25 protein-coding genes are annotated in these 23,565 nt (G+C 70.5%); 15 read left to right on the plus strand and 10 right to left on the minus strand.

What is annotated here, in order from left to right:
* Window positions 1-301 precede the first annotated feature (301 nt).
* On the plus strand, window positions 302-847 hold the full coding sequence (locus ACBI99_RS18695) for a hypothetical protein (protein WP_357593806.1): 546 nt from the start codon (window positions 302-304) through the stop codon (window positions 845-847).
* 59 nt (window positions 848-906) lie between these two features.
* Here ACBI99_RS18695 and ACBI99_RS18700 read toward each other — a convergent pair whose 3' ends face one another.
* Both ACBI99_RS18700 and ACBI99_RS18705 read right to left on the minus strand, forming a co-directional pair.
* Window positions 907-2,181 carry a phytase gene (locus ACBI99_RS18700; protein ID WP_375072873.1) on the minus strand — a complete coding sequence of 425 codons (1,275 nt, stop codon included), beginning with the start codon at window positions 2,179-2,181 and terminating at the stop codon, window positions 907-909.
* 74 nt (window positions 2,182-2,255) lie between these two features.
* Window positions 2,256-3,422: an ABC transporter substrate-binding protein gene (locus ACBI99_RS18705; protein WP_375072874.1), complete on the minus strand. Its 1,167-nt coding sequence runs from the start codon at window positions 3,420-3,422 to the stop codon at window positions 2,256-2,258.
* A gap of 215 nt (window positions 3,423-3,637) precedes the next feature.
* Here ACBI99_RS18705 and ACBI99_RS18710 point away from each other — a divergent pair, with 215 nt between their 5' ends.
* The 9 genes from ACBI99_RS18710 to ACBI99_RS18750 all read left to right on the plus strand — a co-directional run bounded on the left by ACBI99_RS18710 (window position 3,638) and on the right by ACBI99_RS18750 (window position 12,564).
* Window positions 3,638-4,609 carry a Gfo/Idh/MocA family oxidoreductase gene (locus ACBI99_RS18710; protein WP_375072875.1) on the plus strand — a complete coding sequence of 324 codons (972 nt, stop codon included), beginning with the start codon at window positions 3,638-3,640 and terminating at the stop codon, window positions 4,607-4,609.
* Window positions 4,610-4,642: 33 nt separating this feature from the next.
* A complete protein-coding gene (locus tag ACBI99_RS18715) occupies window positions 4,643-5,524 on the plus strand; it encodes a deoxyribose-phosphate aldolase (RefSeq protein WP_375072876.1) in 882 nt (293 codons plus the stop codon).
* 106 nt (window positions 5,525-5,630) lie between these two features.
* Window positions 5,631-6,608, plus strand: coding sequence for an anion permease (locus tag ACBI99_RS18720; protein ID WP_375072877.1), 978 nt, complete (start codon window positions 5,631-5,633; stop codon window positions 6,606-6,608).
* Entirely contained in the window at window positions 6,605-7,261 is a 657-nt protein-coding gene (locus ACBI99_RS18725; protein WP_219517656.1) for a DUF47 domain-containing protein, read from the plus strand. The genes ACBI99_RS18720 and ACBI99_RS18725 overlap by 4 nt, the downstream gene beginning before the upstream one ends.
* A 26-nt stretch (window positions 7,262-7,287) precedes the next feature.
* Window positions 7,288-9,129 carry an iron ABC transporter permease gene (locus tag ACBI99_RS18730; protein WP_357593796.1) on the plus strand — a complete coding sequence of 614 codons (1,842 nt, stop codon included), beginning with the start codon at window positions 7,288-7,290 and terminating at the stop codon, window positions 9,127-9,129.
* Complete coding sequence (locus ACBI99_RS18735) at window positions 9,130-10,227, plus strand: ABC transporter ATP-binding protein (RefSeq protein WP_357593795.1); 1,098 nt, start codon at window positions 9,130-9,132, stop codon at window positions 10,225-10,227. It begins immediately after the preceding gene.
* A complete protein-coding gene (locus tag ACBI99_RS18740) occupies window positions 10,224-10,988 on the plus strand; it encodes an HAD-IA family hydrolase (RefSeq protein ID WP_357593793.1) in 765 nt (254 codons plus the stop codon). Before ACBI99_RS18735 ends, ACBI99_RS18740 begins: the two co-directional genes overlap by 4 nt.
* Window positions 10,979-11,782 carry an inositol monophosphatase family protein gene (locus tag ACBI99_RS18745; RefSeq protein WP_219517652.1) on the plus strand — a complete coding sequence of 268 codons (804 nt, stop codon included), beginning with the start codon at window positions 10,979-10,981 and terminating at the stop codon, window positions 11,780-11,782. The genes ACBI99_RS18740 and ACBI99_RS18745 overlap by 10 nt, the downstream gene beginning before the upstream one ends.
* Window positions 11,779-12,564: a Cof-type HAD-IIB family hydrolase gene (locus tag ACBI99_RS18750; protein ID WP_375072878.1), complete on the plus strand. Its 786-nt coding sequence runs from the start codon at window positions 11,779-11,781 to the stop codon at window positions 12,562-12,564. Before ACBI99_RS18745 ends, ACBI99_RS18750 begins: the two co-directional genes overlap by 4 nt.
* A 48-nt stretch (window positions 12,565-12,612) precedes the next feature.
* On the opposite strand, the gene ACBI99_RS18755 is transcribed toward ACBI99_RS18750, so the two are convergent.
* A complete protein-coding gene (locus ACBI99_RS18755) occupies window positions 12,613-13,143 on the minus strand; it encodes a hypothetical protein (RefSeq protein WP_375072879.1) in 531 nt (176 codons plus the stop codon).
* Between the two features lie 63 nt (window positions 13,144-13,206).
* Between ACBI99_RS18755 and ACBI99_RS18760 the strand changes: the two genes are divergently transcribed.
* Window positions 13,207-13,665: a MarR family winged helix-turn-helix transcriptional regulator gene (locus ACBI99_RS18760; RefSeq protein ID WP_375072880.1), complete on the plus strand. Its 459-nt coding sequence runs from the start codon at window positions 13,207-13,209 to the stop codon at window positions 13,663-13,665.
* A gap of 84 nt (window positions 13,666-13,749) precedes the next feature.
* Here ACBI99_RS18760 and ACBI99_RS18765 read toward each other — a convergent pair whose 3' ends face one another.
* The 5 genes from ACBI99_RS18765 to ACBI99_RS18785 all read right to left on the minus strand — a co-directional run bounded on the left by ACBI99_RS18765 (window position 13,750) and on the right by ACBI99_RS18785 (window position 17,417).
* A complete protein-coding gene (locus ACBI99_RS18765; protein WP_219517648.1) occupies window positions 13,750-14,112 on the minus strand; it encodes a hypothetical protein in 363 nt (120 codons plus the stop codon).
* Window positions 14,113-14,361: 249 nt separating this feature from the next.
* Window positions 14,362-15,174 (minus strand): class I SAM-dependent methyltransferase, encoded by an 813-nt coding sequence (locus ACBI99_RS18770; RefSeq protein ID WP_375072881.1) that lies wholly within the window; start codon window positions 15,172-15,174, stop codon window positions 14,362-14,364.
* Window positions 15,175-15,183: 9 nt separating this feature from the next.
* The gene (locus ACBI99_RS18775) at window positions 15,184-15,639 is read right to left on the minus strand and encodes a GbsR/MarR family transcriptional regulator (protein WP_219520053.1); all 456 of its coding nucleotides are present in this window, start codon (window positions 15,637-15,639) and stop codon (window positions 15,184-15,186) included.
* 33 nt (window positions 15,640-15,672) lie between these two features.
* Window positions 15,673-16,602 (minus strand): alpha/beta hydrolase, encoded by a 930-nt coding sequence (locus ACBI99_RS18780; protein ID WP_375072882.1) that lies wholly within the window; start codon window positions 16,600-16,602, stop codon window positions 15,673-15,675.
* A gap of 356 nt (window positions 16,603-16,958) precedes the next feature.
* Entirely contained in the window at window positions 16,959-17,417 is a 459-nt protein-coding gene (locus tag ACBI99_RS18785; RefSeq protein WP_219508614.1) for a MarR family winged helix-turn-helix transcriptional regulator, read from the minus strand.
* Window positions 17,418-17,540: 123 nt separating this feature from the next.
* On the opposite strand from ACBI99_RS18785, the gene ACBI99_RS18790 reads away from it, so the two are divergent.
* From ACBI99_RS18790 to ACBI99_RS18805, 4 genes are all read left to right on the plus strand, one after another.
* Window positions 17,541-17,993 carry a MarR family winged helix-turn-helix transcriptional regulator gene (locus ACBI99_RS18790; protein WP_375072883.1) on the plus strand — a complete coding sequence of 151 codons (453 nt, stop codon included), beginning with the start codon at window positions 17,541-17,543 and terminating at the stop codon, window positions 17,991-17,993.
* A 181-nt stretch (window positions 17,994-18,174) separates the two neighbouring features.
* Entirely contained in the window at window positions 18,175-19,092 is a 918-nt protein-coding gene (locus ACBI99_RS18795) for an MFS transporter (protein ID WP_375072884.1), read from the plus strand.
* A gap of 88 nt (window positions 19,093-19,180) precedes the next feature.
* Window positions 19,181-20,467, plus strand: coding sequence for an MFS transporter (locus ACBI99_RS18800; RefSeq protein WP_375072934.1), 1,287 nt, complete (start codon window positions 19,181-19,183; stop codon window positions 20,465-20,467).
* Window positions 20,468-20,499: 32 nt separating this feature from the next.
* A complete protein-coding gene (locus tag ACBI99_RS18805) occupies window positions 20,500-21,450 on the plus strand; it encodes an SDR family NAD(P)-dependent oxidoreductase (protein ID WP_375072885.1) in 951 nt (316 codons plus the stop codon).
* A gap of 75 nt (window positions 21,451-21,525) precedes the next feature.
* On the opposite strand, the gene ACBI99_RS18810 is transcribed toward ACBI99_RS18805, so the two are convergent.
* Window positions 21,526-22,752, minus strand: a complete 1,227-nt coding sequence (locus ACBI99_RS18810; protein WP_375072886.1) for a sensor histidine kinase — start codon at window positions 22,750-22,752, stop codon at window positions 21,526-21,528.
* A 64-nt stretch (window positions 22,753-22,816) separates the two neighbouring features.
* Window positions 22,817-23,473: a response regulator transcription factor gene (locus tag ACBI99_RS18815; protein ID WP_219508606.1), complete on the minus strand. Its 657-nt coding sequence runs from the start codon at window positions 23,471-23,473 to the stop codon at window positions 22,817-22,819.
* Window positions 23,474-23,565 lie beyond the last annotated feature (92 nt).

Genomic DNA, 23,565 nt, shown 5'->3' on the forward strand with positions numbered 1-23,565 from the left:
GGGCGGGTGCCCCTGCGCAGGCCCTCGTCTGTTCCACCTGCCAGGGAGTGATCGTCGGCGTCGAAGCCGGAGCCTTCACGGTCCAGCGTGGCCAGCTGATTCTCAGCAACGGCTACTGCCAAGGAGACCGTTGCGGCTCAGCGCGATGACCTCCGCTCGCCACGATCGGGGTCCGTCTGGGGGATGACCTCGATCGCGACCTCCGGAGGATCTGGCCGAGACCTGACGCCGACGTTCAGGGCACCCCCGCGGCGACAGACTGGCGGAGTTGTAGAACGCAATCTCCCGAGGGGGCCGCTACATGACTGAAACGAAGAAGCTGTGGGCACGACGTGGAATCGCCGGACTGGCTGCCACGCTCGCGTTGATCACCGGGACGGCGACGGCGTCCTTCGCCGGCACCGCGCCTTCCGCCCCCGAGCCCCGGCTGTCGGGATCCGCGGGCGGCGTCCTGACCAAGGCGTTCGGGTCTTGGGCCGGGGACCCGGTGAAGTTCCAGATCGAGGCCCGTGGCGGACCCGGCACCACGAAGGGGCGTTTCCAGGTGTTCCACGGGAACAGCAGGACCGGTGGCGTCGTCGCCGAGTTCGAGGGGAAGATCACCTGCCTGCTGGTGGGCGGTGAGGTCGCCGTCGCCACCGGCGTCATCACCCGTGGTCAGGCGAACCTCACGAATGACAAGAACACTGACGTGACCGGCCAGAAGGTCTCGTTCACCGTGCACGACAACGGGCGTTCCGACAGGCTCTACTGGATGTGGGGGTTCATGAACGCGCCGATCAACGACTGCCAGGGCACGGCGCCGATCCTGAAGACGAGCCACGGGGACTTCAAGGTCCGGGACTGACGACCTCCAGGCCGGACCCGGGCCTGGAGGTCGTGCGCCCCGTGCAAGCTCCGGGCTCGTCAGTCGCGCGGGTGCCAGCCGTCGGTGTCGACGTCGAGGCCGAGCTCGTCGGCGATGTCGTTCCAGTCGGCGTACTTGAAGTTGGTGTTCTCCCGGTCGGGCACCTCGGGGGTGTTGGCGCCGTCGTGGGCGATGAACAGACCGCTGTCGAAGTCGCCGAGCGGCACGTTGAGGACCATGGAGCCGTCACTGTGCTCCACGCCGTCGATGCCGTCGTCGGCGCCGACGCGGAACTGGCCGAGGTAGGCGTTGGCGCCTTCGCGCCGGTAGACGGCGAAGGTGTTGTCGCCCTGGCTGGAGGCGAGCAGGTAGCCCTTGCCGTCCTCCCGGTAGTAGATCGTCAGGCCTTCGGCGTCGGCCGACAGGTGGGCGCCGCCGTAGCCGGGGTCGGCGCCGGGCACGCACTCCTCGGTCTCGGGGTCGTACGTGCCGGGCACGCCGTACTCCTTGACCTTGTCGACCAGGACCGGGGCGCCGGTGAGGTCGGCGCGCATGCGCCAGATGCCGACGTCCTCCTGCGCGGCGTAGAGCACGTCGCGCTGCTGGTCGACGACCATGCCCTCGACCTGGGCGAGCTCGTCGGGCTCCATGCACGGCGTCCACGTGGCGCCGTTGGGCAGGGTGAAGGAGGCGGGCAGGTCGAGCGTGCGGACGGCCCGGTAGCTGACCTTGCCGCCGGCGGTGGCCACCAGCTTGAACAGGCCGATGGAGGTCTTGTGGCGGCGGCTGACCAGGGCGTAGGCGCCGGTGGCGTCTTTCCAGGTGGTCAGGCCGTAGCCGGTCTCCTGGTCGTTGACCTGTTCCTGGGTGGTGTTGAACAGGAACGGCACGGCCGGGTCGGTGACGTCGGTGAGGCGGCCGTCATCGACGGCGTAGAAGCGCAGGTGGTCGCGGCCTCGGTCGGAGACGACGGCCAGGTCCTTGCCGGCGAAGCCGTAGGCGATGTCGACGTTGTTGAAGCGGCCGTTCTCGTCGTCCGGGCCTGGCGCGGCGGGGGCGTCGATGTGCTGGGTCAGGTCGCCGTCGAGGTCGTAGACGTTCAGGCCGCCTTCCTTGGCGGTGGTGACGACGACGCTGTCCTCGTCGTCGTGGGGGTCGACCCAGATGGCGGGGTCGTCGCCGTTGGCGTTGCCGCCGGCCTCGTCGTCGAACAGGGCGGGCGTCTCGATCTTCGGGTCGATGGAGGGGATGCTCTGGCTGGAGGCGGGTGCGGCCAGGCTGCCCGTCAGCATGACGCTGAGGGCTGCCAGGAACAGGGGGCGGGCAGGACGCATTGTTCTCCTTGGGCAGGTGAGGGACTCTTCTTGCGGGGAGACGTCGCCAGGGCGAACGACCCAGGTCTATAACTTCAGCGGTGGTTGAGCCGCCAGAAGTCGGACATGATCTGCCTGTTCTGCAGATCGGCCACCAGGGATCGGGGGTCGGTGTGGAAGAGCTGCCCCTTCCAGTCGCTCAGGCCGGCCGGGGCGACCAGCGGCTTGACGGTGCTGTTGCCGGAGATGCCGCCCTCGCCGATCTCGTGCTTGACGCCTTCCTCCGTCATGATGAAGTGCACGTACAGTTTGGCGGCGTTCGGATGCTTCGACTTGGCCGCGATGGCGACGTACTTGGGATAGCTGAATCCGGCGAAGGGTGCCATGCCCTCGCAGGTGGCCTGGGTATAGCCCTTGTCCTCGTTGTTGCGGAACTTCGAGATCGACATGAAGCCGATCTTCCTGTCGGTGGCGGCGGGCGCGCCGACGGCGCCGGAGGTGTCCTCGTCGGAGCCGGTGAGCACGGGCTCGTTGGCCGCCAGGCGCTTGATCCACTCGTAGGCGGCGCTCTTCTCCTCGGTCTTCAGCGGCTCGCCGTACTTGGCCTGGTAGGCCTGCTCCAGCGCCTGATTGCCGTGTGAGTCGAGCTGGGTGAGGAACGACAGCACGGTCGGCTTGCCGAGCGGGTCCTGCATGACGACCTTGCCCGACCAGTCGCTTTCGGTGAGGTCCCAGATGTTCCCGACCGGGCAGCCGCCGGGGGAGAGCTTGGTGTTGTAGGCGAACACGGTGGCCTTCGACAGGGCACGCAGGGGGTTGCGGTCCTCGGGCAGGATCTGGTCCTGGAGGTCGGCGGGCACCCAGGTCCGCACGATGCCCTGCGGGATGAGCTGGCCCATCAGCACCCCGCCGTCCTCGTACATGGCGGCGTCGATGGTGACGTTGTCGGCGGCGTGCTCGCGGGTCATCTTCTCCGCGGTCTGCGGCGTGTCTGACTTCACGCCTTCCATCGCGATGCCGTACTTGGCGGTGAAGGCCTTGGCGACCTCCTCGATGTCGCCGCTGGAGTCGTAGACGAGCAGGCTGCCTTCCTTCTTGGCCGCTTCGACCAGCGCGTTCAGGTCGAAGGCGGCGTCGACGGAGGCTGAGGGCAGCGGTTCGGCCTCCGCGTTCAGGGCGCCGGCCTGGCCGCCGGTGGACGGTGCGCAGGCGGCCAGGGCCAGCAGGGCCGCAACGGTGACGATCTTCTTGGTACGCCGCATGATGGCGGTACTCCTCATGGCTCGCAGTGCCGTACGCGGCTCAGAGCCCCGACTGACGCCGCAGTGCGCACCACGATGAACGCGTAATTAATAGGTTGTCAAGACATATTTATGCCCAATCTTGAAAGAACGTCATCTCGTCAGAATGTCAGGACAAATCATTGACGTTCATCTCTCGTTCATCTAAGACTGAAGCTCCCGGCGAAGGAGACGATATGCGGGTCGGTTTGATAGGGCTTGGGCGAATTGGGTTATTTCATGCAGAAACGTTGACCCGCCTGGTCGACGACCTCATCGTCGCCGATGCCGACCAGGATCACGCTGCGGAGGTGGCCGGTCGGCTCGGGAGCACCCTCGGCGACCCGTGGAGCGCGGACGCCCTGGTGATCGCGACCCCCACCTCGACCCACTCGGAGCTGCTCGTCAGGGCTTGCGAGCGGCGCATCCCGGTGTTCTGCGAGAAGCCGGCCGCGCCCACCGTGGCGGAGACGATCCGGGTGGCCGAGGCGGCCGAACGCGGCGGGGCCCTGGTCCACATCGGGTTCCAGCGGCGCTTCGACGCCGGGTTCGCCGCCGCGCGCCAGGCGCTGCTCGACGGCGAGCTCGGGGAGCTGCACCGGGCTCATCTCCTGACCGGTGACCCGCGCCCACCGGCTCCCGAGTACGTCCCGAGGTCGGGCGGCATCTTCCGCGACTGCCACATCCACGACTTCGACATCCTGCGCTGGGTGACCGGGCTGGAGGCCGACACGGTGTACGCCGCCGGCGCCAACCGGGGTGAGCCGTTCTTCGCCGAGGCGGGCGACGTCGACACCAGCGCCGCCCTGATCACGATGGCCGACGGGACGCTGGTCACCCTGCAGGGCTCCCGGTACAACGGCGCCGGCTACGACGTGCGGATGGAACTGGCCGGGACCCGGGCCACCTGGGCCGTCGGGCTGGGCGAGCGGGCGCCGCTGCATCGGGCCGACGACGGCGGCCATCCCGACCAGCCGTGGCCGGACTTCCGGAGCAGGTTCGCCGCCGCCTACACGGCCGAGATCGAGGCCTTCCTGGCCGCGGCGCGGGGCGAGCGGGACAGCCCCTGCACCGTGCGCGACGCGCTGGCCGCGTTGCACCTCGCGGAGGCGGCCGACCTGTCACGCCGCGACGGACGCCCTGTCCAGCTCGCGGAGGTGACCAAGTGAAGGTCGCCGCCACCCGCTCCGAGGAGGAAGCGCATGTTTGAGGACGCCCTCTGCCGGCTGCGGGAGGACCGCGCCCGGCGGCCGGAGCGCGTGAGCGAACTGGCCGCCGGGCGGCGGCGCCGGCCGGTGCTGGCCGGTCGCGGCCAGCTCCTGATCGTCGCCGCCGACCACCCGGGCCGGGCCGCCCTCGGGGCGGGGGAGCGGCCGATGGCGATGGAGAGCCGGCTCGACCTGCTCGACCGGCTGATGACCGCGCTGGCGCGGCCCGGCGTGGACGGGTTGCTGGCGACGCCGGACGTCGTCGAGGATCTGCTGCTGCTCGGCGCGCTCGACGACAAGCTGGTCATCGGCTCGATGAACCGGGGCGGCATGCAGGGCTCGGTCTTCGAGTTCGACGACCGGTTCACCGCCTATGACGCGCCGTCGATCGCCGCGATGGGGCTGGACGGCGGCAAGATGCTGTGCCGGATCGCCCCGGAGGACCCGGCGACCGTACGCACCCTGGAGTCCTGCGGGCGGGCCGTCTCCGCGCTGGCGGGGCACGGCCTCATGGCCATGATCGAGCCCTTCTGGTCCAGGCACGTGGACGGTTCGGTCAGGCACGAGCTGTCGGCGGCGGCGATGGTGAAGGCGATCAGCGTGGTGCAGGCGCTCGGCACGACCTCGGCACGCACCTGGCTGAAGATCCCGGTGGTCGAGGACATGGAACGGGTGCTGGCGGCAACCACGCTGCCGACGCTGCTGCTGGGCGGCGACCCCGGACGGGCGGCCGGCGAGGCGTTCGCCGCCTGGGGCAAGGCCCTGCGCCTGCCCGGGGCCCGCGGCCTGGTCGTCGGCCGGGCCCTGCTCTACCCGCCAGGCGACGACGTGGCGGCGGCCGTCGACGCGGCGGCGAGCCTGCTGGAGCAGCCATGACCCCCGTCCCGCACGGGCGCGCCGTCCGGCCGGGGGAGTGGCGGGCCGATCCCGGGCGGAGGCCCCCGGCCGTACGGCTGTCGCGCGACCGGCGGCTGTACCGGTGATGTGGACCATCGCCTTCGCCGTCGCCGCGGTCCTGTTCGTGCTGGTCACCGGCGCCAACGACGGGGCGGCGCTGATCGGTCTCGGCCTGCGCTTCCCCAAGGCGCCCGGCTGGTTCACCGTCGGGCTGCTCGCCGGCGCGCTGATCGCCGTGCCGTACCTGCTCGGGGTCGCGGTGGCGGCCACCTTCACCGAGCGGCTGGCCGGGCTCGGCGCGGACGGCGGCGCGGCGGCGTTTCTCGCCGGCGTGGTGATCGCCGTCGGCGTGGTCGCGGTGCTGGCCGGGCGGGGCCTGCCGACGAGCCTGACGCTGGCCGTGGTCGGCGGCATCACCGGCGCCGGGTTCGGCGCCGGGCTGCCGGTGTCGCTGTCCGGGCTCGGCACGGTGCTGGCGGTCGGCGTGGCGGCGCCGCTGGCGGGAGTCCTGCTCGGCTACGTCATGGGCGCCGTGTCCCGCCGGGTGCCCAGCCACGGGCGCATGCCGCGGATCGTGCTGGCCGCCCACCTGCTGGCCTACGGCGCGCAATGCGTCGCCTACGCGGTCAACGACGGCCAGAAGATGCTGGCCGTCGTCAGCGTGGCAGTCGAGGTCGGCAGGCACGGGGTCGGCGGCATCGGCCCGGTTCACGTCGGCCCGGCGTGGATGGCGCTGCTCGTGGCGGTCTTCCTGGCCGGGGCGCTGACCAGCCTGCCCCGGGTGGGCGCGCGACTGGGCCGGGGGCTCGTCCTGGCCAGGCCGTTGCACGTGGTGTCGGCGGAGGCCGCCGCGGCCGGGGCCGTACTGGGCAGCTCGGTCCTCGGCGCGCCGGTGAGCATGACCCAGTCCGTCACGGCCGGCGTCGTCGGCGCGGCCGCCAGCGAGGGAGGCAAGAGGGTGCGGTGGCGCGGCGTGGCGACGATGGGGGCGGCCTGGGTGGTCACGCTGCCGTCGTCGATGGCCCTGGGCTGCCTGGCCGGACTGGCGGTGAGGTGGCTGTGAGCCGGCCGGGACGCGGACGGCGCGGGCTCGCGCGGGTCTGGGACGAGCTGAGCGGCGGATCGGGCGGGCGCGTGATCAAGCTGGTCCAGGCGCAGATCGCCGCCGCCCGGGCGGGCGCACGGCTGGCGGGCGAGGTGGCCGCCGGGTCCGACCGGCCGCTGGCCCGCGCCCGGATGGCCGAGGTCGAGCACCAAGGCGACGCGGCGCGCGCCGAGCTGGTCGCGCTGCTGCGCCGGGTCCTGGTGACGCCCATCGACCGGGAGGACCTGTTCCGCCTGTCCCGCTGCATCGACGACGTGCTCGACCAGCTACGCGACTACGTGCGCGAGGCCGACATCTTCGGCCCGGGTGACCTCGGCTTCGCCGCCGAGCCGCTCCAGGCGCTGGCCGAGGGCCTGGACGAGCTCGAACGCGCGGTGACGCACATGGTGGACGACCCCGGCGCGGTCACCACCGCGGTGCTGGCCACGCGCAAGGCCAGGACGCGCATGCGGCAGCTACGCCAGTGCAGGCTCGGCGAGCTGTTCACCATGCCCCTGGACATGGACACCCTGCGCCGCCGCGAACTGCTCTCCCGCCTCGACGCCGTCGGCCAGCGTCTCGGGGAGGCGGCCGACGCCCTGGCCGACGCGATGCTCAAACGAAGTCATTGAGGCACGACCCCCCGAAGGAACCCATCATGGCTGTTCTCACCGAGCCGAAGCCGCCACCATCGACGCCCCCACCACGGCCTCCGAGACGGCGCAGGATGCTCTACCGCCTGCGCGTCCTGCGCCACGACCCGACCGCCGCGCTCGGCTTCATCCTCGTCGTCGTGCTGGCGTACATGGTCGTCGCCCCTCTCGTCGCGGTGCTGTCGGACGCCTTCCGGCTCCAGTACGGCGACCAGGCGCACGCGGGGCAGCAACCCGGCGAGTGGACCGGCTACTACCTGTGGCGGGTGTTCCGCTCGCAGGTGAGCGACCTGCTGTTCTGGGAGCCGCTGCTCAACACGCTGGTCATCTCGCTGGGCACGGTCGTGTTCGCGCTGGTCGTGGGCGGTGGCATGGCCTGGATGGTGACCCGTACCAACGTGCCGGGACGCACGTGGCTGGCCGGGGCGCTCGTGGTCCCGTACATGCTGCCCTCGTGGACCTTCTCGCTCGCCTGGCTCACCCTGTTCAAGAACGACCGGGCCGGCGGGCAGGCCGGCGTGCTGCAGGCCCAGGGGATCGCGACGCCGGACTGGCTCGCCTACGGGCCGCTGCCGATCGTCATCACGCTCGGCCTGCACTACTACCCCTTCGTCTTCCTGCTGGTCGGCAACGCGCTGCGGCGCATCGACGCGCAACTGGAGGACTCGGCCCGCATCCTGGGCGCGCCCCGCCGGGTGGTCATCCGCAGGATCGTCGCCCCGCTGATGCTGCCCGCGCTGTCGTCGGCCGTGCTGCTGGTCGTCGGGCGGGTGCTCGGCACGTTCGGCACGCCGTACGTGCTGGGACTGCCGGCCGACTACCGGGTGCTCTCCACCGGCCTGTACCAGTCGATCCGTGACCGCAGCACCGGGGTCGCCTCCGTGCTGACCGCCGTCATCGTGCTCATCGGCGTACTGATCGTCCTCACCGACGCACGGCTGTTACGCGAGCACCGCCGGTTCGTCACCGTGGGCGGCAAGGGCGCCATGGACCGGCTGAGCGACCTGCGCAGATGGCGCTGGCCCGCCTTCGCGCTGGGCGGGGTCGTGTTCGTGGCGAGCGTCCTGGTGCCGATCCTGACGCTGCTCCTGTCGTCGCTCACCCGGACCCCGATGGACCTGTCGACCTTCACCCTGAGCTACTGGTTCGCCGAGAGCCTGCCCGGGGCCGTCGGGTTCCCGCACGGCGTCTTCCGCGGCGCCGAACTGTGGACCGCGGCTTGGAACTCGCTGCGCATCGTCGGCATCGCCTCGCTGATCTGCGCCGTCGCCGGGCTGCTCATCGGGTACGTGGTGGTGCGCGGCTCGGCGCCCCGCGTCGCCGCGTTCCTGCGGCAGGTCTCGTTCCTGCCCTACCTCATCCCCGGCATCGCGTTCGCGGCGGCGTCGCTGTCGCTGTTCGCGGTCGCCCGCGGCCCGGTGCCGGCCCTGTACGGGACCACGTTCCTGCTCATCCTCGTCATGGCGGTGACACATCTGCCCTACAGCTCCCGCTCCGGCATCGCGGCGATGACGCAACTCGGCCGCGAACCGGAAGAGGCCGCCCAGATCGCCGGCGCCTCCTGGTGGCAACGCATGCGGCGGATCGTCTTCCCCATCCAGAAGGGGGCGCTGGTCACCGGGATCGTGCTCCCGTTCATCTCCGGGCTCAAGGAGCTGAGCATCGTGATCATGCTGACCACGACCGGCACGGAACTTCTCACCACGCTGTCGATCGGCCTGGTCGACTACGGCTACACCCAGCTCGCCAATGCGGTCGTGCTCGTGATCGCGCTCGTCTCCTTCACCATGACGTACCTGACCCAGAGGCTGACCAAGAGCAGTCTCGCGTCCGGCCTGGGAGGATAGATGCCCACCATCGTCCTGAGCGGAATCGCCAAGCGCTACGGCGGCGGCGACCACGCGGTCAAGAACCTCGACCTGGTCGTCCCGGACGGCGCCTTCATGTGCCTGCTGGGCCCGTCAGGGTGCGGCAAGACCACCACCCTGCGCATGATCGCCGGACTGGAGCAGCCGACGGCCGGCTCCATCACCGTCGGCGACCGCGTCCTCGACTCCGTGGAGAAGGGCCTGTACGTCCCGCCGGAGAAACGCGGGATGGGTCTGGTCTTCCAGAGTTACGCCCTGTGGCCGCACCTGTCGGTACGCGCGAACGTGGAGTTCGGGCTGCGCATGCGCAAGGTGCCCGCGCCGGAACGCCGCTCCCGCGCCGAGGCGGCGCTGGAGATGGTGCACGTCTCCGACGCGATGGACCGCTACCCCTCGCAGCTTTCCGGCGGCCAGCAGCAGCGGGTCGCGCTGGCCCGCATGCTCGCCGTCGACCCGGCGGTGCTGCTGCTCGACGAGCCGCTGTCCAACCTCGACGCCCGGCTGCGGCTGGAGATGCGCGCCGAGCTCAAGCGCATCCACGAGGAGTCGGGGGCGACGATCGTCTTCGTCACCCACGACCAGCTGGAGGCGCTGACCATGGCCACCCACGTGGCGGTCATGAACCAGGGCGAGCTCCAGCAGCTCGCGCCCCCCATGGAGGTGTACGCCCGCCCGGCCAACCGGTTCGTCGCCGAGTTCGTCGGCAGCCCGGCGATGGCCCTCGTCGACGTCGGCCCGGCGCCGGCCGGGCTGGGGCGCTCCTTGCTGGCGCACAGCCGCGAGAGGCATGGGGCCGGCGGCCCGGCCGCGTTCGGCATCCGCCCGGAGGCGCTGCGCCTCGGCACGCCGCCCCCCGGCGCCTGGTCCGAACCCGCCACCGTCGAGGCCGTGCTCCCGGCCGGCGCCTCCTGGACGGTACGGCTGCGCGTCCTGGACACCGAGCTGTTCGCCGTCACCCACAGCCCCGTCGAGGCGGCGCCCGGCGACACCGTCACCTGCTGGACCGATCAGCTCCACCTGTTCGGCGCCGACGGCCTGCGCATCCAGGACCGGGACACGGCGGAGGCCCGCGCATGATCGTGCCCGAGGCCCTGCTGCTCGACTTCGGCGGCGTGGTGGCCGAGACCGTCAAACGCCCGGCGTGGGCCGCCGAGCTGGCCGCCGAGGTGCACGCGATGCTGGAGCGCGCCGGGTTCGGCGGGTTGAGCGTCGCCGAGATCGAGACCGACATCCGCGCGGGCGCCCGGGCCGACTCCTGCTGGAAGGACTCCACCTCCCGGCAGTACGCCCCGGCGGAGATGACGCATCGCCGCTTCTGGGCGGAGTTCGTCGCGACCGACTGGCCGGAGCAGGCCCGCGAACTGGTGACCGTGGAGGCGAGCCCGCTATGCCGCCTGATGGGCGAACGGCGCCGCGAGCGCACGCTCCGCCCCGGCGTCAAGGAGCTCCTGGCCGCCTGCTGGGAGCGCGGCGTGCGACCGGCCGTGGTGAGCAACGCCCTGTGCGGCCTGGTGCACCGGGACTTCCTGGCCCGCGAGGGCCTGGCGGGGCAGCTCGCCGTGCAGGTCTACAGCGACGAAGCCGGGGTGCGCAAGCCGAACCCCGAGCTGATCCACATCGCCTGCCGGGCCCTGGGCGTGGCGCCCGGACGGGTCTGGTACGTCGGGGACAACCACGACCGTGACGTCGTCTGCGGCGTCCGTGCCGGAGCCGGTGCGACGGTGCTGATGCGGTCGCGCAGCACGGAGAAGATCCCCTACCAGGTGCGGCAGACCCCGCACGCCACCGTCGACGACCCCATCGGCCTGCTGAGACTGCTGGAGAACACATGGACCTGACCACCTCACGCGCTCTGGCCGCCATCGCGGCGGAGGCCGCCAGGGCCGTCGGCGACCGCCTGCGCACGGCATTCCGGTCCAGCCCGGAGGTGGCGACCAAACGCGACTTCCACGACCCCGTGACCGAGCACGACAAGGCGGCCGAGGAGGAGATCCGCGAGGTGCTGGCCCGTCGCTGCCCGGACAGCGTCGTGGTGGGAGAGGAGGGCGGCACCCGGGGATCAGGAGCGATCAGCTGGTACGTCGACCCGATCGACGGCACCGCCAACTTCGCCGCCGGCCTCCCGTTCTTCTGCACCTCGATCGGCGCGGTCGTGGACGGCGAGGTGGTGGCGGGCGTCGTGTACGACCCGGTCCGAGACGACGAGTTCACCGCCTGGCTGGGCGGCGCGGAGTGCAACGGCGAGCCGATCCGCAGCGCCGGGGCGCGCACCGACCGGGAGGCCGTCCTGCTGTCCAGCTACCCGACCCCGCGCGACCTGGCCGAGGAGGGGGAGGAGGCGCTGCATCGCTTCGCCCGCATGGTCAACGCCTTCGCCAGCACCCGCCGCCCCGGCAGCGCCGCGCTCAAGCTCGCGCACGTCGCCGCGGGCTGGTCCGACGTCGCCTACGGCACGCACGTCAACGCCTGGGACGTCGCCGCCGGCTCCCTTCTGGTACGGCAGGCGGGCGGCACCTACCTGCCCCTGTCGGGCAGCGTCTTCACCCCGGGCGGCTACCTGGCCTGCGTCGGCGGCTTCGACCTCGACGGCTCCGTCATGGCCGAGGTCGCCGCAGCGGGGAGGCAGCCGTGATCCGCTGGATCGTCACCGACCTCGACGGCACCCTGGTCGGCCGCGACCTGGCCATGGTGCCCGCGAGCCGCGACGCCCTGCGCCGCTTCCGCGCGGCGGGCGGGCAGGTCGTCATCGCCACCGGACGCATGGAACGCTCGGCCCTTCCGTACTACGAAGAGCTCGCTCTCGACGGCCCGGCCATCCTCTACAACGGCGCCCGCACCGTTGACCTGGCCACCGGCACGGTGGTGCGCTCACGCTGCCTGCCGGCCGCCGCGTGGAAGGCGCTGATCGACAGCTTCGACGACGTGACCCCGGGGGCGTACCCCGTGGTGTTCTCCGGCGGCCGGGCCTACGCCGTGGACGACGTGCCCGAACTGCGGGACTACGCCCGGCGCGACCGCATCGAGCTGGCCGACCCCGGCTCCTGGACGGCGCTGCCGGCCGACGAGGTCACCAAATGCATGCTGATCGGCGACCAGCTGCCCCGCGTGCGTGTCGCGGGGACGACCACGGTGCTGTCCGAGGACACGTACCTGGAGATCCTTCCGCAGGGGGTGAGCAAGGGCCTGGCCCTGCGTGAGCTGGCCGAGGAGCGGGGCGTGGCGCCGGCAGAGATCGCCGCCGTCGGCGACAACCCGAACGACCTCGACATGATCGAGCTTGCCGGGATCGGCGCGGCGGTGGGTGACGGACACCCCGCCGTCCGCTCCGCCGCCGACGTGGTCGTCCGTCCGTGCGCGGACGGCGCGGTGGCGCAGCTCGTGGAGCTGGCCTTCCAACGCAACGGCTGGTCGTGAGGGTGACACATCGACGGCACGCTCGCCGGACTGTGGGCGTGCCGCGCGTCAGGCCGGTGCGGGGCCGGTCGGTGCCGCCAGGGGCGTGGGCTCGTCGCGGTGGAAGATCGCCAGGAGGCCGAACCAGACCAGGATCATGATCCCGGCCGGGCGCAGGAACTCCTCGGCGAGAACGGTGCCGACGAAGGAGTAGCCGGCGAGCCAGACGCCGGTGACGACGCCGACCACCCGGACCGGCCAGGACCGGCTGACCACGGAACTCGCCACGATCCAGACCCCGGCGAGGACGTGGCCACCGAGCCGGACCGCCCAGGCCGTGTCGTACTCGACCCCGTTGATCATGAGGATGCCGGCGAGCACGTCGAGCGCCACCCAGCCGTAGCCTGCGGCTTTGGCCCAGGGCGCCGCCTCCAGGCGCGAGACCAGAAAGAGGATCGAGAGGTGGAAGAAGACGCCCAGGTATTCTCCCCACGCGACGTCTGGGTCGGTGAAGAAGGCGATCACGGCTGGGAGGAACAGCACGAGGGGAAGTAGCGCCACGAGGCGCAGGCTGGCGTAGTGCCGCCGAGGATCGAGCATCAGGGAAGTCCTTGCACATCGAAGTATGTGGTCGGGACGAACACTAGGAAGTAGACTGTTGATATGTCAACACTTGGCCCGGGTGAGGCGACCGAGCTGTGGCTGCGGTGGAAGCGCGCCCATGAGCTGGTCCGTGCCGCCGTCATCGCCGAGACCACGGCGGCGTCCGGAGTCTCCGAGCCGGAACTGGGCGTCCTGGTCTGCCTGCACGAGTCCGGCGGGAGTCTGCGGCAGAACGCCCTCGCCGCCACCCTCGGCTGGGATCGGACGCGGCTGTCGCACCTGCTGACCCGGATGGCCGACCGCGGCTACGTGGCCCGCGACAAGGTTCCGAACGGGGTGGAGGTCACGCTGTGCCCGGCAGGCAGGCGCGTGATCGACATGACGCTGCCGACGCTGGAAACGGCCACCCGATGCCACCTGCTGGACCGGCTCGGCCCGGACGACGCCAAGACGCTCAAGGCCCTCATCGACCGCCTGCTGGCGAGCGAAGAGGCAGCGGCGGAGACCGGCACCGGGTAGGGGAGTGTTCTCGCCCATCAAACCGAGTCGCGCCCCCGATTCAAGCGCCATGCCGGTCGTCCGGGGTGTTGCCGTGACGTGCCCTCAGGTTCGTCCCGGCCCGGGAGGGAGCCACCGGGCCGGCCGCGCCGAGCCGCCGAACCAGGCGGCGGAAGAGGGAACCAGCAGGAGAACCACGGCTGCCACGGTCAGGCCGAGACCGCCGACTGATCCGAGAGTCGGATCGACGATCAACCGCAGCACGTAAAAGGCCGCGAGCCCGGCCTGGACCGCCGCGCCCGCCCATCGAACCCAGGGCCGAGGCTTTCGCATGTTGAACGCCACAATGCCGAGGGCCACGATCAGACCCAGGACATAGTACGCAAGCACCGGGACGCTTCCGACGATCGCGAGCGGCAGCAGGAGGATGGCGGTCATGATGGCCGCCACCACCAGCTCCAGGCCCATGATGACCAATGCCACCAGTACCGGGACGGGCATGGTCGGTCTCGGAGGGGGATACATGCGACCCAATGCTCCCATTAGAAATCTACAATGTAAAGGCGTCGGGCGGTTGCAAATCCACCGCCCACCACAAACGAACGGGCTTCGCCCGTACCTTCTTCGACTAACCAGGCCCTTCCGTTGCGCGGCGGGTTCGGCTGTCTCTACGCCGTGCAAGGACCGCTGCCACCGCCGGGGAGATGGGGCACGCGCTCAGAACCGGTAGCGGAGAATGCGTGCCCCTTGCCGGGACAAGGCCGTGCTGTGGGCGGTGAGACGGGTCAGCGCGCGCAGGGGTTGCGGGAACCGGACTGTTTCCGGAGCGCGGGTGAGGATCTGCTCCTCGATCAGTTCGAGGCCGGCGTCCCAGGACTCGGGTTCGTGTGGGTCGTCGAAGCCCTGGGCGGCTTTGATGCCGAGCGCCTTGATTGTCGGGTGGTACTTCATGGCCCAGGCGGCGAAGCGGGTGTAGCCGTTGAGCGCGAGTTCGCCCGCAGGGAAGTGGCCGGTCAGCGCGCGGGTCATCGTTGGGAAGGAGTCGCCGGGCATGAAGGGGAGCAGCCCTTCGGCGACGATCATCGCCGGCCGGTCACCGGGGATGGCTGTGAGCCAGTCGGAGCCGGTGAGGTCGGCTCCGATCAGGTGGGAACGGCCGGGCAGGCATTCGGATCGCAGGTCCACCACTTCCGGGAAGTCGATGTCGTACCAGTCGACGCCGGGCGGGGGATCGCAGCGGAACATCCTGGTGTCCAGGCCGCAGCCCAGGTCGAGCACCACACATCCGGGATGAGCGGCGACGTAGGCGCGGACGTCGTCGTCGAGCTTCTTGGCGCGCAGTGCCGTGGTGAGGACGAGGTTGGGCTTGACTTTCAGCTTGCCGAAGTCGTAGTCGATTCTGCGGGCCAGTTCGGCGGAGAGCGTGTCGCCGAGGATGGGGCTGGGCCGCCCGGCGTCCAGGGCTCTGGCGTGGAGCGTGAGCAGCAGCGTTTCCTGGATCAGCCCGAGCTTGGGTTGCCAGCGGTGCATGGGGGTTCCTTAACGGCGTAGCGGATGACGGGCTGCGAGGTTCTGTAGCCACGTCAGGGAGTCGTGGGCGGCTTTGATGCGCTCGGTGCGGTGTCCCTCGCCGCCCGCGATGTCGAGTCCTTCGTCGGCGATCTCGCCGAACGCGCTCAGGCTTTCGAGTTTGCGCTGGATGACCTTCTGCCAGGCGTCGTCTTCGATGCGGTAGTAGGAGACGCGGTCGCCGGGCCTTCGCACCTTCTTGACCAGGCCGATGGCCGTGAGGAAGCGCATGTTCGAGGTGAGTGAGGCCCGGCTGGCCTGGATCACGTCCGCGATCTGGCCGGCGGATTGCTCGGCCGGATCGCAGATCATGAGCCAGCCGAGGATGCGTCCGGTGATGGGCGGCAGCCCCCACTCTTCGACGCAGAAGGCGGCTACCCGTTCCACCCAGCGGAGCAGCCGGTCCTGCTGTTCCTCAGTGCTCATGGTCGCGTCCTCCGTTGTTGATCGTGTGCCGGTTCACTGTGTCATGGCGGCCACCGACTCGTAGGTCGGTGTCGGGGTGATGTCCGCGAGCCGGGTTCTGCGCAGGTAGAGGTCGAACCAGTCGATTGCGAGCGCCATCGCCTCTTCCATGCCGGGGCCGGTGTAGAGCCCGAGCACGTCGTAGGGCAGCACCGCGAGCCGCTTGGGCTCGCCCGCCTTGGCGAAGGCGCTTTGCGCCTCCTCGAGCATGTGGTAGGGGTCCCAGCCGCCGTTGGCGATCATCAGTAGCGGCGTCGGCGTGAGCCGGTGGATGAGGTTCTCCGGTGCGAAGGTGAGCAGGTGCTCGGCTGAGTCGAGGGTCTTCTCGTTGCGGTAGGTGGGAAACAGGCGGGTGGACATGTCCGGGGTGTCCTTCACGCTGTCGCCCTCCAGGGTCAGGTGCGGTACGCGAGCGCTCTGCCCGCCTTCGTAGCGCCGTTGCCAGTCCTGTTGTAGCTGGTCGCGCAGCGCGTGGACGCCGGCACGGCCCAGGAGGCGTTCCAGGTATCGCCATCCGTTCCACACGCTGGGGCTCTGTACGACGACGCACTTGATGCGCCGATCGAGCACGGCGGCTTGGGCTGCCACCGAGCCGCCGATGCTCACCCCCCACACCCCGATCCGCTCCGGCTGCACTTCGGGGCGGGTCTGCAGGTAGGACACGGCGCTGCGGAAGTCCTGCACCTGCCGCTCCGGGTAGTCCTGGCCGCGCGGTTCGCCTTCGCTGGAGCCGACCGTGCGGTAGTCGATGGCCAGCACCGCGAAGCCGGCCTTGACGAAGTGCGGGGCGAAGAACGCCAGCGCCTCTTTGACCATCACCCCGCTGTGCCCGAGCACCAGCCCGGGGACGGGGTCGCTCGTCTCGGGCAGGTAGAGATCTCCCGCGCAGCGGGTGCCGGCGCTGTTGAAGGTCACGTGTTCCATGGCTCTCCGTACTGTTGGCTAGTTATTTCAAACATGACTGAAATAGCTAGCAATGTCAATCTGGAAGGCTACGCAGGAGAGAGGTGGCACCCCGCCGCTGACGGCGGCGCATCGCGGCATCAACGAGTGGCAGGGAATCCGAATTGCCCGTCATACCTGCCGGGCCGCAGGCGCGTCCGCCCAGCTCGACGCTCGCCGGAGCGGGGCCGAATCTGTGTGAGCTGTCACATCAGCTCGGTGGCTCAGTTCTGTGGGCATCAGGACCGAGGCGTACGGGCCAGCGCCACCTCATCCCGCGAAGCGCACTACAAGCCCTGGGGCGCTGTCACTTGTCATCGACAGAACCGGCCGCCCTTTTAGTTGTGCTTGTCGCCGTGGTGATCGGCCAAACGGGTGAGCAGGTTGATCAGGTTCTGCCGGTCGGCCGCGGACAGCGGGGCGAGGTATTCGTCCTGGGCGGCGGCGAGCAGCCGGTCAAGGTCGGCGAGTTGCCTTCGGCCTGCCGGGGTGATGGTGATGATGTTGCGGCGGCGGTCTTCCGGGTCGGGTGCGCGCTCGAGGAGTTGCCGTTCGGCGAGGTCGTTGACGGTCGCCACCATGTCGCTGCGATCGATGCCGGTGCGGCGGCCGAGGGCGGCCTGGCTGGCCGGGCCGTACTCCTCCAGGGTGGCAAGCAGGGAGTAGTGGTGGCGCCGGATGCCGGCCTGGGCGAACGCCCGATCCACGATCCGGTTGGCGATCAATGCCGCACCGTAGGTCAGCCTGCTCGGCAGCGCGCGCAGCCGCTCCGGCGGCGGCCCCTCGGGAGTGTCCACGAGCCAAATCTAGCAAATTGTTGGCAGGACCCACGACTATATGTAATGTTGGCCAAACCAACGTTGGTCTCGCCCACGTTGGCTTGGCCAACATTTGTCTTCATGGCGCTGAGGAGCTCAGACATGACCACCATCGCACAGCCGGCCGGGCCCGTCTTCGGCCCCCAGGTCATCGGCCAGACCGAGAAGGCTCTCAACACCCTCTTGGAGCGACAGCTGGCCGGGACCAGCATCACCGAACCCCAGTGGGTGACGCTGACGCTGACCGTGGTCAGCAACGGAACTCTGTCCGGCGATGCTCTGGCCGAGCGAATCTCCCACTCCTTGAAGGTCGACCAGGCCACGGCACACCAGCGCATCGTCGAACTGACGGCCGCGAACCTGGTCCGCACCAGCCAGGACGGCATCGTCGAAGCGACCGAGGACGGCAGGGCCCAGTGGAACCAGGTCCGCGCCGCCATCGCCCGGATCACCGAAAAGCTGTGGGGCGACCTGCCGGAGGAGGAATTGGCCACCGCCGGCCGCGTCCTGAACACCGTCCTGTCCCGCGCGAACACGCTGCTGTCCGCCGCCTGAGATCCGCTCCAGCGCACCCGCCACGTCGCTGGACGGCGCTCGGCACCGTGGCCACCGGCCACACCTCACCCTTCAACCACCAGGCAAGGAGATTCCGTTGAGTACCGCTGTCGGTACGGCGGCCGCACCGCGGGCGACCCGAAGAGAATGGCTGGGGCTGGCGGTCCTCGCGCTTCCCACCATGTTGATCGCCATGGACCTGACCGTCCTGCATCTGGCACTGCCCGCCCTCACCGCCGACCTGCGGCCCAGCAACGCCGAATTGCTGTGGATCGTGGACATCTACGGGTTCCTCACCGCCGGCTTCCTCATCACCATGGGCGCGATCGGGGACAGGATCGGCCGCCGGCGGCTGCTGATGATCGGCGCGTTCGCGTTCGGGGTGGCCTCGGTGCTCTCGGCATTCGCGGTCAACGCGGCGATGCTCATCGCCGCCCGGGCGCTCCTCGGCCTCGCGGGCGCCACACTGATGCCCTCCACGCTCTCCCTGATCCGGATCATGTTCACCGACCCCAAGCAGCGGGGTGCCGCGATCGGGGCCTGGACCGGCTTCTTCGGCCTCGGCACGGTGATCGGGCCCCTGGTCGGGGGTACGTTCCTTGAGCTGTTCCAGTGGGGCTCGGTCTTCCTGCTCGGCGTCCCGATCATGCTGCTGCTGATCGGGTTCGGCCCGATCGTGCTGCCGGAGTACCGGGACGAGTCGGTCTCCCGCCCGGACTTCATCAGCGCGATCATGTCCATCGTCGGCGTCCTTACCCTGATCTTCGGTCTCAAGCGGATCGCCGAGGACGGCCTGGGCCCGGAGTCGGGCATCGCCATCGTCGCCGGCCTGGCGCTGGGGGCGCTCTTCATCTCTCGCCAGCGGCGGATCGAGCAGCCACTGGTTGACCTCTCGCTGTTCCAGACCAAACTGTTCGGATCGGCCCTTGGCATGCTCGTCCTGGGGACCCTGATCTCCGGGGGCTCGCAGTTCTTTGTCCTGCAGTACCTGCAGCTGGTGTGCGAGCTGTCCCCGATCGAGGCCGGGCTCTGGTCGATGCCCACCACCATCGCGGTCATGATCGGCGCCATGGGGCCCCTGCCCTGGCGAGCCGCATGAAGCTGAGCACGCTGCTAGCCGGCGGCCTGGTGGTCGCGGCGCTCGGGATGGTGGTGCTGGCCCAGCTCAGTGGTCCCTCCGGCCCACGATCGCCGCCGAACTGCACGGCGGCGAGGGTCTGATCAAGTGGCTCGGGTCGGCGTACATGCTCGCCATGGGCGTCCTGCTCGTGGTCGGCGGGCGGCTGGGCGACAAGTACGGCCAGCGCAGGCTGTTTCTCGTGGGCATGAGCGGCTTCACGATCGCCTCGGCCGTGGCGGGACTCTCGCCCGACCCCGCCCTGCTGATCCTGGCCCGCGGCGCACAAGGCGCGTTCGGCGCGCTGCTGATCCCGCAAGGCATGGCGATCATGACGAAGACGTTCTCGCGTGACATGCTCACCAAGGCGTTCGCGTTGTTCGGGCCCCTGCTGGGGGCCGCCTCGGTCGGCGGCCCTATCCTGGCCGGGTTCGTGATCGACGCCGACCTCGCCGGGTTGTCGTGGCGCCCGATCTTCCTGGTCAACCTGGTGCTCGGCGGCCTCGGCCTGGTCCTGGCCGTCCGGCTGCTGCCGCACGACGACGGCGACGCCGCCACCGGCGTGGACGGGGTGGGCTCCGGGCTGCTCGCCGCCGCCATGTTCGGGCTGCTCCTGGGGCTGGTCGAGGGGTCGGACAACGGCTGGACCGCCGTCCCGATCCTCTCGGTCGCCGCCGGCCTGGTGTTCCTGGCCGCCTTCGCCCGCCGCCAGCGCACCGCTGCAGACCCGCTGCTCAAGCCGTCCCTGCTGCGCAACCGCGGCTTCAGCTCCGGGCTGCTCGTCGGCCTGATCGTCTTCGCGGCCACCACCGGGCTGGTCTACGTCCTGTCGCTGTTCATGCAGCAAGGGCTGCACGCCTCGGCCCGGGACGCCTCCCTGGGGCTGTTGCCGATGACCGTCGGCATCATCGTGGCCTCGGGGGCGTGCATGGCGCTGATCAGGAGGCTGGGGCGTACGCTCATCTTCTTCGGCCTGGCCGTCATCCTGGCCGGCTGCGGCTGGCTGCTCGTCCTGGTCGCGGCCTCGGGCACGGACCTGAGCCTGTGGGCCCTCGCGCCGGCTGTCTTCCTCACGGGCCTGGGGATGGGCGCCTGCTACGGCACGATCTTCGACGTCGCGATCGGCGACATCGATCCCGGCGAGGCCGGCAGCGCCAGCGGTTCCCTGTCGGCGATCCAGCAACTGGCGGCCGGGGCCGGCTCGGCCGCCGTCACGTCGGTCTTCTTCCAGGCGGCCGGCTCCGGCTTCGGCTCCGCCATGACGGCCAGCCTCGTCGTCGTCGTGGCCCTGACCGCCGTCACCGTCCCGGCCGTGACCCTGATGCCCAGACGAGCGCCGGCTGAACTCCAGCACTGACCCAGACGCGATCAACGTAAGGAGCCCGGACGGTGTCCTTCCTTCACAGCCCTGCCCCCTGGGACGTACGGCGCCTGCCACGTGCCGAGGGCAAGAACTTCCTCGTCACGGGCGGCAACGCGGGCATCGGCTACTTCGTCGCCGAACAAATGGCCGGCACCGGCGCCACGGTCGTCCTCGCCTGCCGTGACACCGCCAAGGCCGAGGCCGCGCGGGTCTCGATCCGCGCCCGCGTCCCGGGTGCGCGCGTCCGTCACATCCGCCTGGATCTCGCCGACCTCCTCTCGCTCAAGGCCTGCGCGGACGCCCTGGCGCTGGAGAGGCTGGACGCGGTCGTCTGCAACGCCGGCGTGCTGCTCGACGAGCCGCCACGGCGCGAGAGCGGGGACGGCAACGAGCTGATGTTCGCCACCAACCATCTGGGGCACTTCGCGCTGATCTCGTGGCTCGCACCCCTGCTTGCGGCTGCACCCGCCGGCCGCGTCGTCACCACAGGCAGCTTCACGGCGAAATCCGAGAGCCTGGACCTCGACGATCTCCAGAGCATGCGCGACTACCGGCCGAAGCGCACCTACGTACGGTCCAAGCTCGCGCAGATGCTCTTCGGCTTCGAACTCGACCGCCGCCTGCGCGCCGCCGGCAGCACGACGCTGAGCGTGGTCACCCACCCCGGCGGCGCGCTCGACTCCCTCACCCCCTCACGTCCGCCGGTCCGCGTCCGAACGGCCGGCGAACGACTGCGCGGCCTGCCGGCCGGTCTGCTCTTGCAGAGCAAGGAGGCCGCCGCCTGGCCCGCCGTCCGGGCCGTCCTCGACCCGTCCGTACGCGGTGGCCAGCTCTGGGGGCCTCGGGTGTTCGGGATCCGTGGCCTGCCTACCCTCGAACCCGTCCGAGGTCACCTGGCCGACCCCGTACTGGCGGCGCGTCTGTGGGCCGCGTCCGCCGACCTGACCGGCCTCGACCCGGGCGCGAACCTCAGGTGAGGAGACAGTCATTTCGGTGGTTCCGTCCGAAGTCCTCGGGTTCTTCTCGCAACCCCGCGCACTGTGGACGCCTCCTCACGTCACGCCGGAGGCCCGGGGTTCTGGTGTGGCGGCGTTGCGGGTGGCGGAGGCGGGGAGGCTGGCGGTGACCAGGAAGCCGCCCTCGCCGTCGTGTCCCGCGCTGAAGGTGCCGCCGAGCAGGGTCACCCGGCGGTCGAGCCCGGTCAGGCCCATTCCTGAGCCGGCTCTGGTCAGCGAGGGATCGGCGCTCCGCCGGGGCGGCGCGTTGCGTACCTCGACGTCGGCCCGGTCGCCGGGGTAGGAGATGGTGACCGTGACCGGTGCTCCGGGGGCGTGTTTGCGGGCGTTGGTCAGCGACTCCTGCACCACCCGGTAGACGGCCCGGGCCACGACGGCGGGCACCGTGTCGGGGTCGCCCTCGACGTGCAGGGCCGCGTGGTCGGCTGCCGCGAGTGCGGCGAGGTCGCCGCCGGTGTCGCTCTGGGGACGCCCGGCGGGGGCGGGCCGGGCCCCTGTGGTGACGACACGCATGAGATCGCGCAGCTCGGTGAGGGTGCGGGTGCCGGCTCGCCGGATCTGCTCAGCCGCCGTACGGGCGTCGTCGTCGCGGGTGGTGACGCGGAGGGCGTCGGCGTGCAGCACGATCTCCGTGACGTGGTGGGTGACGATGTCGTGCAGGTCGGCGGCCAGGCGCTGCCGTTCGGCGGTTTCGGCGCGTTCGGCGAGCAGGCGGCGTTCGGAGTCGGCCAGCTCGGCCCGCTTGCGCAGTGATCGCACCAGCTCGTGCCGGGCCCTCAGGTACAGGGCGCCCAGCGCGGGCAGGGCGGTGGACGACAGCGCTTCGTACAGGTTTCCCCACGAGGGAGCCCAGATCGGGATCACCGGGAGCGCGAGGACGGCGGCGAAGGCGAACGCCTGGTGCCAGGGCAGCAGGGTGACCAGGAAGGACACCACGACCGGGGTTGCCACGGGTGTCGTGATCGGGCTGGTCTGCGCTGCCACCGCCTCCGGCGTCAGGCCGGCCCCGAGAGCGAGCACCGTCGTGACCACGACGGCCAGTGCTCCTACCGTCCGCGGGAGGCGGACGACCAGCGGCAAGGACGCGTTGAGCAGGAGGTTCAGGGCGAGCCCGGCGAGTGAGCCGGGGCCGCGGCCGTCCCCGCTCGTGGTGTACAGGACGATCTGGACGACGGCGCAGAGGATGGCCGCGCCGATGGCGGCCATGAGCATGATTCTTCGATCGCGGACGATGAGTTCCGGCCAGCGGGACAGTGTGTGCACAGCGGGGTACCTCGGAAGGCCGCCGTGGTGTCGCTCGTGGCGGCCGGGTGGTCGCGGGTCGTGTTCAGGCGGGCTCGTCGAGGAGTCCGGCCTGGTGGGCGAGCAGGGCCGCTTGCGTCCGGTGGGTGAGGTCGAGCTTGGCCAGGAGGCGGGAGACGTAGCTGCGGACGGTCGTCTCCGACAGGAACAGCCGCCGGGCGATCTCGGGATTGGTGAGTCCTTCACCGAGGCAGGCCAGCACCTCGCGTTCGCGCTCGGCCAGCGTGGCGATCCGCGATCGGGCGGCGTCGCGCCGCTCGTCGCCTCTGGAGGACTGGGCGATCAGTCTGCGCGCCGCGCTCGGGGACATCACGACGTTCCCGTCGGCGGCGACCTTGACCAGGTTGAGCAGTTCCTCGGCCGGGGTGGCCTTCACCAGGAAGCCCGCGGCTCCGGCCTCCAGGGCGCCGAGGACGTGCTCGTCGGAGTCGAACGTGGTGAGCGCGACAACCGCGGGCGGCGCGGCCAGCGCGGTGATCTCCTTCGTCGCAGTGATCCCGTCGACGCCCGGCATCCTGAGGTCCATCAGTACCACGTCGGGCTGGTTGCGCAGGACCTCCTCGACCGCTTCTGCCCCGTCTTGTGCCTCGCCGACCACGTCGAGCTCCGTGCTGGAGCCGAGGATGGTCTTGAGATGCCGGCGGACCATCGGGTCGTCGTCGGCGAGCAGAATCCTGATCATGTCTGCTGAGTCTGCCATCCGCCCTGGCCGGCCATCCGCCGGGCGTCGTACATGCTGCCGGAGCCTTCGACGAAGACGCCGCCGTGCAGCCA

The sequence above is a fragment of the Nonomuraea sp. ATR24 genome, assembly GCF_041950485.1.
Classification (GTDB): Bacteria; Actinomycetota; Actinomycetes; order Streptosporangiales; family Streptosporangiaceae; genus Nonomuraea; species Nonomuraea ceibae.